We start from the raw sequence: 15363 nt of genomic DNA on the forward strand, positions 1-15363 counted from the left end.
CACCCCGGGGGCGAACGGCCACGGCTGCGGGCATAACCTCTTAGGCACGGCTGCCTTTGCCGGGGCGGTGGCGGTGAAAAGCTGGCTGGAACAGCACGGCGGCAGCGGAACGGTGCGTTTTTACGGCTGTCCCGGCGAGGAAGGCGGCTCCGGTAAAACCTTTATGGTGCGTGAAGGATTATTTGACGACGTGGACGCTGCCGTGACATGGCACCCGGAAGCCTTTGCCGGGATGTTTAACGTCAGCACGCTGGCCAATATTCAGGCCGCCTGGCGGTTTAAGGGGATCGCCGCCCATGCCGCTAACTCCCCACATCTGGGACGCAGCGCGCTGGATGCCGTGACGTTGATGACCACCGGCACAAACTTCCTCAACGAACACATCATTGAAAAAGCGCGCGTTCATTACGCCATCACCGATACCGGCGGAATTTCGCCTAACGTGGTGCAGGCCCAGGCCGAGGTGCTGTACCTGATCCGCGCCCCGGAGATGGCCGATGCGCAGCAGATCTACGCGCGCATCGAGAAAATCGCCCAGGGCGCGGCGATGATGACCGAAACCACCGTCGAGTGCCGCTTTGATAAAGCCTGCTCCAGCTATCTGCCGAACCGAACGCTCGAAGCGGCGATGTACCGCGCATTGCAGCATTACGGCACGCCGGCCTGGACGGAAGAGGAACGCGAATTTGCCCGTAAAATCCGCGCTACGCTCACGGCAAACGATCTGCAAAACAGCCTGAAAAACATTGCCGCAACGGGGGCCGAAGAGGGAAAAGCGTTTGCCCGACGCCATCAGGAGACGTTGCTGGTGGATGAAGTTGCCCCTTATGCCATCACCGATAACGTGCTGGCAGGCTCCACCGATGTGGGGGATGTCAGCTGGAAGATGCCTGTCGCACAGTGCTTTAGCCCCTGTTTTACCGTGGGCACCCCGCTGCATACCTGGCAATTAGTGGCGCAGGGGCGTACCTCTATTGCCCATAAAGGCATGTTGCTGGCCGGAAAAGTGATGGGCGCGACCGCGCTGCATCTGCTTCAGGATGCCGACCTGTTGCGAAAATGCCGGGAAGAGTTCGAACAACACATAACAGAAAAACCGTACGAGTGTCCGATCCCGCAGGGCGTGACACCGTCACCTTTAAAATAAAAAAACACAACACAACAACACAACAACAGTCCCGAGGAACGCCCATGAGTATGTCTTCCATACCTTCGCATTCCCCATCCGGTAAGCTCTATGGCTGGGTTGAAAGGATCGGCAATAAAGTGCCGCACCCTTTCCTGCTTTTTATCTATTTAATTGTCATCCTGATGGTCGCGACGGCCGTGCTGTCCGCCTTTGAGGTGAGCGTGCGCAGCCCGGCCGACGGCAGCATGGTGGCAGTGAAAAACCTGCTCAGCGTTGAAGGGTTGCACTGGTTTTTGCCGAACGTGATTAAAAACTTCAGCGGTTTTGCGCCGCTGGGCGCCATCCTGGCGCTGGTGTTAGGCGCGGGACTGGCCGAGCGCGTGGGTCTCCTGCCCGCGCTGATGGTCAAAATGGCCTCGCACGTCAGCGCGCGTTATGCCAGCTATATGGTGCTGTTTATTGCCTTCTTCAGCCATATCTCGTCCGACGCGGCACTGGTGATCATGCCGCCGATGGGGGCTCTGATTTTCCTCGCCGTTGGTCGTCATCCTGTTGCGGGCCTGCTGTCGGCGATTGCGGGCGTCGGCTGTGGGTTTACCGCTAACCTGCTTATCGTGACCACCGATGTGCTGCTATCCGGCATCAGCACAGAGGCAGCCAGCACCATCGATGCGACCATGCACGTCAGCGTGATCGACAACTGGTACTTTATGGCCAGTTCAGTGATTGTCCTGACGATTGTCGGGGGTCTGATTACCGATAAAATCATTGAGCCGCGCCTGGGTAAATGGGAAGGCCGGAGCGATGAAAAGCTGGAGACGCTGAGCAAAGAGCAGCAGTTCGGCCTGCGCGTAGCCGGGATCGTCTCGCTGGCGTTCATTGCGGTGGTGGCGCTGATGGTGGTACCGGAAAATGGCGTGCTGCGCGATCCGATCAAACACACCGTACTGCCCTCGCCGTTTATTCAGGGCATTGTGCCGCTGATAATTCTCTTCTTCTTCGTCGTTTCGCTCGCGTACGGCATCGCCACCGGCAAAATCCGCCGTCAGGGAGATCTGCCGCACCTGATGATCGAGCCGATGAAGGAGATGGCGGGTTTTATCGTGATGGTGTTCCCGCTGGCGCAGTTTGTCGCCATGTTTAACTGGAGCAACATGGGCAAGTTTATGGCCGTGAGCCTGACGGACGCGCTGGAGGCGGCGGGGTTGAGCGGTGTTCCGGCGTTTGTCGGCCTGGCGCTGCTGTCGTCCCTGCTGTGCATGTTTATTGCCAGCGGGTCGGCTATCTGGTCGATTCTGGCGCCCATCTTTGTCCCCATGTTTATGATGCTCGGCTTCCATCCGGCGTTCGCCCAGATCCTGTTCCGTGTCGCCGATTCCTCGGTGATCCCGCTGGCGCCCGTGTCACCCTTCGTTCCGCTGTTTTTAGGCTTCCTGCAACGCTACAGACCGGAGGCTAAGCTGGGTACCTACTATTCGCTGGTTCTGCCCTATCCGCTTATCTTCTTAGGGGTATGGCTGGTGATGCTGGTGGCGTGGTATCTTGTCGGCCTGCCGATTGGACCGGGTGTTTACCCGAGGCTGAACTAAGGAGTACTGATGCTGAGATTACTCGAAGATAAGATTGCGACGCCGCTAGGGCCGCTGTGGGTTATCGCGGATGAAGCGTTCAATCTTCGCGCGGTTGAATGGGAAGAGCACAGCGACCGGATGGTTGAGCTGCTCAACATCCATTATCGCGCCGAGGGATACGAGCGTGTTACTGCCCGTAATCCTGGCGGGCTGAGCGATAAACTGACGGCCTACTTCGAGGGCGATCTCAGCATTATTAATACCCTGCCAACCGCCACGGCGGGCACCCCTTTCCAGCGCGAGGTGTGGCAGGCGCTGCGTAATATTCCCTGCGGGCAGGTGATGCACTACGGTCAGCTGGCAGAACAGCTTGGTCGTGCCGGCGCGGCGCGCGCGGTCGGTGCGGCAAATGGCTCTAACCCCGTCAGCATTGTGGTGCCTTGCCATCGCGTGATTGGGCGCAACGGCACCCTCACCGGCTATGCCGGGGGCGTACAGCGCAAAGAGTGGCTGCTGCGTCACGAAGGGTATTTTCTGCTGTAATTCCCAGGCTTTTTGTGCTTAATTTTCTTCCTGTTAGGTTCATAATCCTTAATCATTCTGTGGAATTTCAAGGAGATGGCAACACGCTGCCGTCTCTTGTCTTTATTGGGGGTTTGCCAGACTTACGTCCTTACCAAAAAGATGTTAAAATTGACCAATATCAATTAAGGCTTGAGCAAACCTATGATCCCGGAAAAGCGAATTATACGACGCATTCAGTCTGGCGGTTGTGCTATCCATTGCCAGGATTGCAGCATCAGCCAGCTCTGTATCCCGTTTACTCTGAATGAGCACGAACTCGATCAGCTTGACAATATCATCGAGCGCAAAAAGCCTATTCAGAAAGGGCAGACGCTGTTTAAGGCGGGAGACGAACTGAAATCGCTCTATGCTATCCGTTCTGGCACCATCAAAAGCTACACCATTACCGAACAGGGCGACGAGCAGATCACCGGCTTCCATCTGGCAGGCGATTTAGTCGGCTTTGACGCCATCGGCAGTGGCCATCACCCGAGCTTTGCTCAGGCGCTGGAAACCTCTATGGTCTGCGAAATTCCGTTTGAGACGCTGGACGATCTGTCCGGTAAGATGCCGAACCTGCGTCAGCAGATGATGCGTCTGATGAGCGGTGAGATCAAAGGCGATCAGGATATGATCCTGCTGCTTTCTAAGAAGAATGCCGAAGAGCGTCTGGCCGCCTTTATCTATAACCTCTCCCGCCGTTTCGCGGAACGTGGCTTCTCCCCGCGTGAATTCCGTCTGACCATGACGCGCGGTGATATTGGTAACTATCTGGGCCTGACCGTGGAAACCATCAGCCGTCTGCTGGGTCGCTTCCAGAAGAGCGGAATGCTGGCGGTTAAAGGTAAGTATATCACCATCGAAAACGGTGAAGCTCTGGCCATTCTGGCGGGTCACTCACGTAACGTGGCATAACTCTCCCGGATATCTTATGCCAGGTCGATAAATTTTCATGATTATTGATCTGGCAAAAACTTCCCCCCTGTTTCATTCAAGATATATAGGTTACTCTTTTACTTACAGACTGTGGTGACAGTAGTAAGGAGACCTGTATGGCAAAGTATCAAAACATGCTGGTGGCTATCGATCCTAATCAGGACGATCAGCCGGCATTACGACGTGCTGTGTATTTACATCAACGGATTGGTGGCAAAATTAAAGCCTTTTTGCCGATTTATGACTTCTCATACGAGATGACCACCCTTCTGTCGCCTGACGAGCGCACCGCTATGCGTCAGGGAGTGATCAGCCAGCGTACCGCGTGGATCCGCGAGCAGGCGAAGTATTACCTGGAAGCGGGCGTACCGATTGATATTAAAGTAGTCTGGCACAACCGCCCCTTCGAAGCCATTATTCAGGAAGTGGTGGCCGGTGGGCATGACCTGCTGCTGAAAATGGCGCACCAGCATGACAAACTGGAATCCGTGATTTTCACTCCAACAGACTGGCACCTGCTGCGCAAATGCCCTTGTCCGGTATGGATGGTGAAAGATCAGCCGTGGCCTGAGGGCGGGAAAGCCGTCGTGGCGGTCAATCTGGCCAGCGAAGAGGATTATCACAATTCGCTGAACGAGAAACTGGTGAAGGAGACGCTTCAGCTTGCCGACCAGGTTAACCATACTGAAGTCCATCTGGTGGGCGCCTATCCGGTTACGCCAATCAATATCGCCATCGAGCTGCCTGAATTTGACCCGAGCGTGTATAACGACGCGATTCGCGGTCAGCATCTGCTGGCCATGAAAGCGCTGCGCCAGAAATTCAGTATCGATGAGAACATGACCCACGTAGAAAAAGGGTTACCGGAAGAGGTTATTCCGGATCTGGCGGAGCATTTGCAGGCCGGGATTGTGGTGCTGGGCACCATCGGCCGGACCGGTATTTCTGCCGCGTTCCTGGGAAATACCGCCGAGCAGGTGATCGACCATCTGCGCTGCGACCTTCTGGTCATCAAACCGGATCAATATCAGACGCCGGTTGAGCTGGACGATGAGGAAGACGATTGACCCCAAAATGAAAGCCCGCCGGTAACGGCGGGCTTTTTTATTGCGCTTCGCTCAACCGTTGCGCAGATGCCTCGTCGCCGGCATTCATCCAGGGCGCGTGCAGAACCATGCTCGGTAGCGCCAGCTTGATCTCCTGCTGGTTCAGCCCCTCCAGGATACGAATATTGATCTCCTGCTGAATATCCATGTACTTGTTGTAATCCGCCGTATTAACAATATGAACCACCTCGAAGGTCAGGCGATCGCGATCGAAGCCCAGGAAATGGGCGCGGTCAAACTTCGTTTCCCCGACGTCGGTAATGATCTGTTTGACCATCTCACCCACTGAACGCAGTTTTTCCGGCGCCGTGTCGCTGGCGACTCCGAAGGTAAAAACAATCCGCCGCGTTTGCATCCGCTTGTAGTTATGCAGCGTCTGTTGCAGCAGGATGGCGTTCCCGCAGACAATCTGCTCCCCGCTCAGGCTGCGGATACGGGTGGTTTTCAGACCAATGTGCTCTACCGTCCCGGCGACATCGTTAAACACCACAAAATCGCCGATTTCGAACGGCTTATCAAAACCGATGGAGAGCGATGCAAACACGTCGCTCAGGATCGTTTGCACCGCGAGGGCGATAGCAATACCCCCTACCCCAAGGCTGGCAACCAGAGCAGTGATGTTGACGCCCGCGTTAGCAAGAATAGACAGCAGCATCACTGACCAGACAATGGCACGGAGGATAAGCCCCGTGATCACCAGCGTCACCGGGTTTTTATGGCTTCCCGGCGCCAGCATGACGTGACGAAGCCACGACACCACCCCCTGATCCATCCACAGCGCCACCTGGATAGCGAAGACCAGGAACCAGGCGTGGCTCACGGTACCAAAGAGATGATCCGGTAAGTCGACGAAACGCAGGCTGAACAACAGCGCCACGACAAAAAGCAGGACGCGGCTGGTGCGGTTAAGCATATCCGTCAGGATAAAGCGCATCCGGTTGGTGCTGGGGTGCTTGTCGCCCCAGGTGGTGATCCCTTTCTTAACGAAGGCGATCAGGCGCGTCAGCAGCCAGTACACCAGCAGAGTCACAAAGACCACCGTGGCGACGCCGATCCAGAAAGACGGCGTCATCATCAGCTCGATGATGTCGAAGCGGGACAAAAATCGCATTACACCTCCTCGTATTACACAAAGGGTAAAGTATAGACAGAGGAGAAAAGCTGGCCGCAGAAATAAGAAAACCGCCCCAGGGGGCGGTTTGTCAGGATGAAGCGAAATTACAGCGCTTTCAGGATCGCATCCACGCTGGCCTTGGCGTCGCCAAACAGCATGTGGGTGTTATCTTTAAAGAACAGCGGGTTCTGCACGCCAGCATAGCCGGTGTTCATAGAGCGTTTGAAGACAATAACGTTCTGCGCCTTCCACACTTCGAGAACAGGCATACCCGCAATCGGACTACGCGGATCGTCCTGCGCCGCCGGGTTAACGGTGTCGTTGGCGCCAATCACCAGCACGGTGTCGGTGTCGGCGAAATCATCGTTGATCTCGTCCATTTCCAGCACGATGTCGTAAGGCACCTTCGCTTCCGCCAGCAGCACGTTCATGTGGCCTGGCAGACGCCCCGCCACCGGGTGAATACCAAAGCGAACCTTGATACCGCGCGCGCGGAGTTTCTCGGTGATTTCCGCCACCGGATACTGCGCCTGCGCCACCGCCATGCCATAGCCTGGGGTGATGATGACGGAATGCGAGTTTTTCAGCATCTCTGCGGTGTCTTCCGCGCTGATTTCACGGTGTTCACCCACTTCCTCATCAGAACCGGTTGATGAACCGTCAGAACCGAAGCCACCCGCGATGACGCTGATAAACGAACGGTTCATCGCCTTACACATGATGTAAGACAGGATCGCACCGGAAGAACCGACCAGCGCACCGGTGACAATCAGCAGGTCGTTGCTCAGCATAAAGCCTGCCGCCGCCGCCGCCCAACCGGAGTAGGAGTTCAGCATGGAAACGACTACCGGCATATCTGCTCCGCCGATAGACGCCACCAGATGCCAGCCGAACGCCAGCGCGATGATGGTCATCACCAGTAACGCCAGCACCTGCAAGCCTACGCTTTCGGTACGCACGAAGACCACCAGCAGCACAAAGGAAACGACCAGCGCCGCCAGATTCAGCTTGTGGCGGTTAGGCAGCATCAGCGGTTTGGAAGAGATCTTCCCGCGCAGCTTGCCGAACGCCACAATCGACCCGGTGAAGGTCACCGCACCGATGAAGATGCCGAGGAACACTTCGGTCAGATGGATGTTCACCAGAATCGGCTCCAGGCCCGGTTCGTGGTACAGGTAGCTGTTGAAGCCCACCAGCACCGCCGCCAGACCCACGAAGCTGTGCAGAATAGCAACCAGCTCCGGCATCTCGGTCATTTCAACGCGTTTCGCCAGACGAATACCAATCGCGCCGCCGATGATCATCGCCACCAGGATCCACGCCACGTTGCCGGTGTCCGGCCCAAAGATGGTGGCAATCAGCGCAATCGCCATACCGGCGATACCGAAGTTATTTCCCTGCTGAGACGTTTCGTGTTTGGAAAGCCCCGCCAGACTGAAAATAAACAGGATTGCAGCAACAATGTATGCGGCTGTAACTAATCCTCCAGACATATGCTACCCCTTAGCCTTTACGAAACATTTTCAGCATGCGCTGAGTCACGGTGAAACCACCGAAAATATTGATACTGGCGATCAGCACCGCAATGAAGCTCAGGAAGCTGATCCAGCCGCCATGACCAATTTGCAGCAATGCCCCGACCACGATAATCCCGGAGATGGCATTGGTGACCGACATCAGCGGGGTATGCAGCGCATGGGAAACGTTCCACACGACGTAGTAACCCACCACGCAGGAGAGCGCGAAGACGGTGAAGTGGCCAAGGAACTCTTTTGGCGCGACGTCCGCCAGCCAGCCAAACAGGATTATGACCAGCGCCATGATGGCGTATTTGCGCCACGGCGACGCAGGTTTTGCTGGCTCCGCGGGCTCTGGTGCCGCTTTCGGCGCAGCCTGAGGTTGAGCGGAAACCTGAATCGGCGGTGCAGGCCAGGTGATTTCCCCTTCACGCACCACGGTAACGCCACGCACCACCACATCATCAAAATCAACGGTAATGTTGCCGTCTTTCTCTTTGCAGAGCAGCTTCAGCAGGTTAACGAGGTTCGTGCCGTACAGCTGAGAGGACTGGGTTGGCAGACGCCCTGGCAGGTCGGTATAACCGATCACCTTCACGCCGTTCGCGGTCGTCGTGACCTGATTTGGCACGGTATACTCACAGTTACCGCCGTTTTGCGCCGCCAGATCGACTATAACGCTGCCCGGCTGCATGGAATCCACCATCTCACGGGTGATCAGCTTCGGCGCCGGTTTACCCGGAATAAGCGCGGTGGTGACAATGATGTCTACCTCTTTTGCCTGCGCCGCAAAGAGCGCCATTTCCGCCTTGATAAAGGCTTCAGACATGACCTTCGCGTAACCATCACCGCTGCCCGCTTCTTCCTTGAAGTCCAGCTCAAGGAATTCGGCGCCCATACTCTGCACCTGCTCCTTCACTTCCGGCCGGGTATCAAACGCGCGAACAATAGCGCCCAGGCTGTTTGCGGCCCCGATAGCGGCAAGACCTGCCACACCGGCACCAATCACCATCACCTTCGCGGGTGGAACTTTACCTGCCGCCGTAATCTGACCGGTAAAGAAGCGACCAAACTCATGCGCAGCTTCGACAATGGCGCGATAGCCGGCAATGTTCGCCATGGAGCTCAGCGCATCCAGAGACTGCGCGCGCGAAATACGCGGCACGGAGTCCATCGCCATCACGGTGACACCGCGTGCCGCCAGCTTCTCCATCAACTCCGGGTTTTGGGCTGGCCAGACAAAGCTCACCAGCGTAGTGCCCGCGTTCAGCAGTTCAATTTCACCCTCTTCCGGTGCGTTTACCTTCAGAATGATGGGTGATTGCCAGACCTCAGCACCGTCCACGACGTCCGCGCCAGCCTGAGTAAAGGCCTCGTCATCGAAACTCGCCAGTGTGCCCGCGCCGCTTTCAATCGCGACGGTAAAACCCAGTTTAAGCAGTTGCTCCACCGTTTTTGGTGTTGCCGCTACGCGGGTTTCATTGGCTAACCGTTCTTTTGGTACCCCAATACGCATAGTTTTCCCTTCCATCGGTTTTTGATGATGGTTTGTCGATAATTGCCCGCGGTTTGTATCAATTTTCACCATCGAGATAACGACGGAGAATGATTAACCCCGGAAAATAAAACAGTAACAAACTTTCTATAACCTACTGAAAATAGCGCCCGTGATCTACCGCCAGAAAACACTATTTCTTACTTTATCTGTGAAAAATAAGCGATCGGGGTTACTGACAGAGATATTTACCTTAAATTCGCCTTCAGGACCGATAAATCGCGCAAGCGAAGCGGTAAAAACATGATATAGCGCCATAATAGAACAACTCATTAACATTAAATTAACTTGTAAAAGTCATATGCTTAATCAGTTTTTCTTGTGAAACGCCTGTTTTTTCCACATATCACAAAATGTTATCGAATCAGGTCCTTTGGTGAGCACAGGCTGTGAAAAATGCCGCAGACAGCGATGGGTGTTAAATGCCATAATCGGGACCGTCTCAAATTAACAACAACACCAGTACATGGTTTGCGCAAGGCGAAGGATTATTTTTATGAAGCTTAAGAACACACTCCTGGCGTCCGCACTTCTTTCCGCGACCGCCCTGTCTGCGAATGCCGCGACAGAGTTGACGCCGGAGCAAGCGGCAGCGTTAAAACCTTTTGACCATACGGTCATTGTGGGTCGCTATAACTCTATTGGCGATGCCGTCGCCGCCGCATCAAAAGCCGCCGATAAAAACGGCGCTGCCTCGTTTTACGTTGTTGACCAGTCCGATCAAGGCAACAGCGGCAACCAGCGCGTGACGATTGCGCTGTACAAAGAGAATGCCCCAAAAGCAGATGAACAGAAAAACCGCGTGATTAACGGCATTGTTGAACTGCCTAAAGATCAGGCTGTTCAGCTGGAACCGTATGACACCGTGACCGTTCAGGGCTTCTACCGCAGCCAGCCTGAAGTTAACGATGCCATCACCAAAGCCGCGAGAGAAAAAGGCGCTTACGCGTTTTATATCGTGCGTCAGGTTGATGCCAACCAGGGCGGAAACCAGCGCATCACCGCTTTCATCTATAAGCAAGATGCGAAAAAACGCGTAGTGCAAAGCCCGGATGCCATTCCAGCGGATTCAGATGCGGGACGTGCCGCGTTAGCGAAAGGCGGTGAAGAAGCGAAGAAAGTGGAAATTCCGGGCGTAGCAACGTCTGCGGCACCAAGCGCTGAAGTGGGTCGTTTCTTTGAAACCCAATCCACCAAAGGCGGTCGTTATACCGTTACATTACCAGACGGCACGAAAATTGAAGAGCTGAACAAAGCCACTGCCGCGCAGATGGTGCCGTTCGACAGCATCAAGTTTACGGGCAACTATGGCAACATGACGGAAATCTCCTATCAGGTGGCGAAGCGTGCTGCGAAGAAAGGCGCGAAGTATTACCACATCACCCGTCAGTGGCAGGAACGTGGTAACAACCTGACCATCAGCGCCGATCTGTACAAGTAACAAAACGGTTTCATAAAGGCGGCGCAGTGCCGCCTTTTTTGTTACTTTTTTTCTGATTTCTGCCACACGTCATTGCATGCATCCTTCACACTCCGTAAAATCCCGCGCCTTAGCGTGATCCACCATTTTTATGCGCCTTAGCGAAATAATTATTCTGGATTTGGACTTTTCATAACAGGAAGCCAATGGAAAAGAAACTTGGCCTGAGTGCGTTAACTGCACTTGTATTGAGCTCAATGCTGGGCGCGGGCGTATTCAGTTTGCCGCAGAACATGGCGGCCGTCGCCAGCCCGGCCGCATTACTGATTGGCTGGGGCATTACCGGTGTTGGGATTTTGCTGCTGGCATTCGCCATGCTGCTGCTGACCCGTATCCGACCGGATCTGGACGGCGGAATATTCACTTACGCCCGGGAAGGTTTCGGCGAGCTGATCGGCTTCTGCTCCGCCTGGGGTTACTGGCTGTGCGCGGTGATCGCCAACGTCTCCTATCTGGTTATCGTCTTCTCGGCGCTCAGCTTCTTTACCGATACGCCCGAACTGCGCCTGTTTGGCGACGGTAATACCTGGCAGTCCATCGTCGGCGCCTCGGTACTGCTGTGGATTGTTCACTGGCTGATTTTGCGCGGCGTCCAGACCGCGGCCAGCATTAACCTCGTGGCAACGCTGGCCAAGCTTGTGCCGCTTGGCCTGTTCGTCGTGCTGGCCTTCCTCGCCTTCCGTCTCGATGTCTTTACGCTCGATTTCAGCGGCATTGCGCTGGGCGTTCCCGTCTGGGAACAGGTGAAAAATACCATGCTGATCACCCTGTGGGTGTTCATCGGCGTTGAAGGTGCCGTCGTAGTCTCTGCCCGCGCGCGTAACAAGCGCGACGTGGGACGCGCCACGCTGCTGGCCGTACTGGCGGCGCTGGGCGTTTATCTGCTGGTGACGCTGTTGTCGCTCGGCGTGGTGGCACGCCCTGAACTGGCGGAAATGCGTAACCCGTCCATGGCCGGGCTGATGGTGAAAATGTTGGGTCCCTGGGGAGACGTGATTATCGCGGCGGGTCTGATTGTCTCCGTTTGCGGCGCCTATCTGAGCTGGACCATTATGGCAGCGGAAGTGCCGTTCCTGGCCGCCACGCATAAAGCGTTCCCGCGCCTGTTTGCCCGTCAGAACAAAAACAGTGCGCCATCGGCCTCTTTGTGGCTCACCAACATCAGCGTGCAGGTCTGTCTGGTGCTGATCTGGCTCACAGGATCGGACTATAACACGCTGCTGACCATCGCCTCCGAGATGATTCTGGTACCCTATTTCTTAGTGGGCGCATATCTGTTAAAAATTGCGACCCGCCCGGCACACTATGCGGTAGGTGTCGGCGCCTGTATTTACGGTCTATGGTTGTTGTATGCTTCCGGACCGATGCATCTGCTGCTGTCCGTGGTGCTCTACGCACCGGGCCTGCTGGTGTTTATCTACGCTCGCCGTACGCATCAGCTTGATAATGCCCTTAAGCGCCGCGAAATGGCGTTGATAGGTTTGCTGTTAGTCGCTGCCGTACCGGCAACGTGGATGTTAATGGGATAGCGTCGCCTGTCCCATTGTTGAACTGAAAAGGAGATTACGATGGGACACACGCAGCAACGCCCAATATTGATCACTGGCGCAGGCCGTCGCATCGGCCTCGCCCTCGCCCATCACTTTCTCAACCTTCGCCATCCGGTTATCGTCAGTTACCGCACGGAATATCCCTCCATTGAAGGTCTACGAAATGCCGGAGCAGTCTGCATTCAGGCGGATTTCTCCACAAATGAAGGTATACTCGCCTTCGCGGACAAAGTGAAATCGACCACCCACGGGCTGCGGGCGGTTATTCACAATGCCAGTACCTGGCTTCCTGAAAAAGCAGGACATTCGCTCAGCGAAACGCTCGCCTGCATGATGCAGATCCACGTTAATGCGCCTTATCTGCTCAACCATGCCCTACAGGATCTGCTGCGCGGACACGGTCATGCCGCAGGCGACATTATCCATTTCACCGATTACGTGGTAGAGCGAGGAAGCGACAAACACATCGCCTATGCGGCCAGCAAAGCCGCCCTGGATAATATGACCCGCTCTTTCGCACGCAAGCTGGCGCCCGAGGTAAAGGTCAACGCGATTGCTCCGGCGATGATTTTATTTAACGAAGGCGATGATGCCGAGTATCGTCAGCAGGCGCTCAACAAGTCGTTAATGAAAATTGCGCCCGGTGAGAAAGAGGTGATCGACCTGATCGATTATCTGCTGACCAGCTGTTACGTCACGGGCCGAACGTTTGCCGTGGACGGTGGCCGCCCGCTGCGCTAGTGAAAGCGGCTCCAGAAGAAGATAAGCACCCAGGCGCTGAGGCTCCAACAGACCACCGCCCCGCCCAGCGCCAGGGGCAGACGCAGAAAACCGGTGAAGTACCACAGCGACAGCAGATAGATAAAATACGGGATGATCGACCACATCCCGAACACAATGGTGGCGCGCAGCGCCTCAATACCCCGCTCAGAGGCCACAATATAGTGCGCGATTAACGCAAAGGTGGGAAACAGCGGGATCAGCCCGGCAATGTAGTAGTTCTTCGTTTTAGCCAGCACCCCAATCAGCAGCACGACCAGCGCACCCAGCGTGGCTTTTATCACCAGCCCCATTCTTTTCCCTTAACAATCAAATAACATTCCCGTGCAGGATAACGGAAGTCCGGCTAATTTTGAAAGATTAATGGAAGGTTAAGATTGCGCGGTGTATGTTGACGTTTTTTGCGATGACAGACGTTGTATGAATAAGATTGTTTATGTTGAAGATGAACCCGAGGTGGGGCAACTGATCGCCGCTTATCTGGGTAAACATGATATGGAAGTGGTTGTCGAGCCTCGTGGCGATCGCGCTGAAGACGTCGTGACCCGCGAAAATCCGGACCTGGTGTTGCTGGACATCATGCTGCCCGGAAAAGATGGTATGACGCTATGCCGGGATCTGCGCACGAAGTGGGACGGTCCGATCGTGCTGCTGACCTCTCTCGACAGCGATATGAATCATATTCTGTCGCTTGAGATGGGCGCGAATGACTACATCCTGAAAACCACGCCGCCAGCAGTCCTGCTTGCCCGTTTGCGCCTCCATCTGCGTCAGCGTGCCAGCGGCGCGGAGCGTGAAGCGTCTGCCCCCTCTTTAACGCCGCACAAAGCGATGCGCTTCGGCACGCTTTCTATCGACCCGGTCAACCGACAGGTTATGCTTTCCGGGGAGCTGATTGCGCTCTCAACCGCAGATTTTGACCTGCTGTGGGAGCTGGCAACCCATGCCGGTCAAATTATGGACCGGGATGCATTACTGAAAAATCTGCGCGGCGTAAGTTACGACGGAATGGATCGTAGCGTTGATGTGGCGATTTCGCGTCTGCGTAAAAAACTGCTGGATAACGCCACGGAACCTTACCGCATTAAAACCGTACGCAATAAGGGCTATCTGTTTGCACCGCACGCCTGGGAAACCTGAAAAAAGGAACAAAACAGGAATATTCGAAAAATAACTCACGATGCATCGGAATTATTATCAGTACCCGTCGAAAGTTATCGATTATATGCATCGTCAGTTATAAAATATCCCTTGTTCTCATTCCTTCCTTGTATGCTATTTCGCTGGGCATTTTTCGCCTAAACAAAAGTATTCCTAATGTATTTCAGTGCTGTAGTACAATATATATTCAGCAGTGCAGGCGCCATCATCGATCAAAAATCCGTCACTTAAAAGCACATTGGGCTAAAAATAATCTTTACAATTGCTTTAATCATTATCTTATCCTTTTGAAAACAAAGGGGATAGTGGAAAGCGTATAAATAATATCGATCTTTTTCAATAGCTTACGTGTTTGCAGATATCTAATTCTCATGCTAAACCTTATACTCTCTCAATTATTTAATGAAAGAGGTATAGCAATGTCATGGAGAGTCATTAGCTCGGTAATTTGTCCTAACACGGGAATCGTTTATTCAAGCATCTTGGGCCTCAAGTTCTTGAAACTCATTATTTGGTATGAAAGCGATGTCTATTTGTACCCCGGTGACAGAATATATCCGACAAAAAATGGCGTCTTCATTAATGGTGTGTTCAAGCCTATATCGATATATAACATATCACCTTATAACGAGATGTTGTGGAGTGAAATTAAAAACAAGATGGCATGCCCATACAACCGAAACCAGCAAGAAGAGATATGCACATACGCGGTGCATTGCAACGCGCGGAAATGCCCGCATGGGTTTACCACGAATCCACTGATTGTCAGCACAGCTAAATCCAGACATTAACGAAGATCGATAATGCTCAGGTTACAACGCTAATTATTTCTGTCGCACCGTTTGTGCCGGATCCCTCTCGCTGGTTAACGCCATTAAATAAAGCCACCCGCAGGTGGCC

Annotated in this window: 14 protein-coding genes; 10 read left to right on the forward strand and 4 right to left on the reverse strand. The window is 54.3% G+C overall.

Translation table 11 applies throughout. The annotated features are described in order from the left end of the window. The 5 genes from DD606_RS08845 to uspE all read left to right on the forward strand — a co-directional run. The coding region (locus tag DD606_RS08845) for an amidohydrolase (RefSeq protein ID WP_139158314.1) at positions 1-1147 on the forward strand (1147 nt) is incomplete at its 5' end. 44 nt (positions 1148-1191) lie between these two features. Further along, positions 1192-2718, forward strand: coding sequence for a p-aminobenzoyl-glutamate transporter (gene abgT / locus DD606_RS08850; protein ID WP_022651040.1), 1527 nt, complete (start codon positions 1192-1194; stop codon positions 2716-2718). A gap of 9 nt (positions 2719-2727) precedes the next feature. Further along, entirely contained in the window at positions 2728-3243 is a 516-nt protein-coding gene (gene ogt / locus DD606_RS08855; RefSeq protein WP_003857532.1) for a methylated-DNA--[protein]-cysteine S-methyltransferase, read from the forward strand. Between the two features lie 183 nt (positions 3244-3426). After that, complete coding sequence (fnr, locus tag DD606_RS08860) at positions 3427-4179, forward strand: fumarate/nitrate reduction transcriptional regulator Fnr (protein ID WP_000611906.1); 753 nt, start codon at positions 3427-3429, stop codon at positions 4177-4179. Positions 4180-4316: 137 nt separating this feature from the next. Next, complete coding sequence (uspE, locus tag DD606_RS08865) at positions 4317-5267, forward strand: universal stress protein UspE (protein ID WP_003857535.1); 951 nt, start codon at positions 4317-4319, stop codon at positions 5265-5267. Between the two features lie 37 nt (positions 5268-5304). Here the strand turns inward: uspE and DD606_RS08870 are convergent, their stop codons facing one another. The 3 genes from DD606_RS08870 to pntA all read right to left on the reverse strand — a co-directional run bounded on the left by DD606_RS08870 (position 5305) and on the right by pntA (position 9453). Continuing rightward, positions 5305-6417, reverse strand: coding sequence for a mechanosensitive ion channel family protein (locus tag DD606_RS08870; RefSeq protein ID WP_003857538.1), 1113 nt, complete (start codon positions 6415-6417; stop codon positions 5305-5307). Positions 6418-6524: 107 nt separating this feature from the next. Next, positions 6525-7913, reverse strand: a complete 1389-nt coding sequence (gene pntB, locus DD606_RS08875) for a Re/Si-specific NAD(P)(+) transhydrogenase subunit beta (RefSeq protein ID WP_003857541.1) — start codon at positions 7911-7913, stop codon at positions 6525-6527. 10 nt (positions 7914-7923) lie between these two features. Further along, complete coding sequence (gene pntA, locus DD606_RS08880) at positions 7924-9453, reverse strand: Re/Si-specific NAD(P)(+) transhydrogenase subunit alpha (RefSeq protein ID WP_023324557.1); 1530 nt, start codon at positions 9451-9453, stop codon at positions 7924-7926. A gap of 535 nt (positions 9454-9988) precedes the next feature. On the opposite strand from pntA, the gene ydgH reads away from it, so the two are divergent. The 3 genes from ydgH (at position 9989) to folM (ending at position 13263) form a co-directional block, all read left to right on the forward strand. Further along, entirely contained in the window at positions 9989-10933 is a 945-nt protein-coding gene (gene ydgH / locus DD606_RS08885; RefSeq protein WP_000769339.1) for a DUF1471 family protein YdgH, read from the forward strand. Between the two features lie 185 nt (positions 10934-11118). Next, positions 11119-12501, forward strand: coding sequence for an amino acid permease (locus tag DD606_RS08890; protein WP_003857548.1), 1383 nt, complete (start codon positions 11119-11121; stop codon positions 12499-12501). A 39-nt stretch (positions 12502-12540) separates the two neighbouring features. Continuing rightward, the gene (gene folM / locus DD606_RS08895; RefSeq protein WP_126517043.1) at positions 12541-13263 is read left to right on the forward strand and encodes a dihydromonapterin reductase; all 723 of its coding nucleotides are present in this window, start codon (positions 12541-12543) and stop codon (positions 13261-13263) included. Here the strand turns inward: folM and DD606_RS08900 are convergent. Next, positions 13260-13595, reverse strand: coding sequence for a GlpM family protein (locus DD606_RS08900; protein WP_003857551.1), 336 nt, complete (start codon positions 13593-13595; stop codon positions 13260-13262). The genes folM and DD606_RS08900 overlap by 4 nt on opposite strands. Before the next feature lie 127 nt (positions 13596-13722). Here DD606_RS08900 and rstA point away from each other — a divergent pair, with 127 nt between their 5' ends. Beyond that, positions 13723-14442 carry a two-component system response regulator RstA gene (rstA, locus tag DD606_RS08905; protein WP_003857553.1) on the forward strand — a complete coding sequence of 240 codons (720 nt, stop codon included), beginning with the start codon at positions 13723-13725 and terminating at the stop codon, positions 14440-14442. Between the two features lie 440 nt (positions 14443-14882). Then, positions 14883-15254, forward strand: a complete 372-nt coding sequence (gene iraM, locus DD606_RS08910; protein WP_003857554.1) for an anti-adapter protein IraM — start codon at positions 14883-14885, stop codon at positions 15252-15254. The last annotated feature ends 109 nt before the right edge of the window (positions 15255-15363 follow it).

This window comes from Enterobacter cloacae complex sp. GF14B (genome assembly GCF_004136805.1).
Taxonomy (GTDB): Bacteria; Pseudomonadota; Gammaproteobacteria; order Enterobacterales; family Enterobacteriaceae; genus Enterobacter; species Enterobacter hormaechei_C.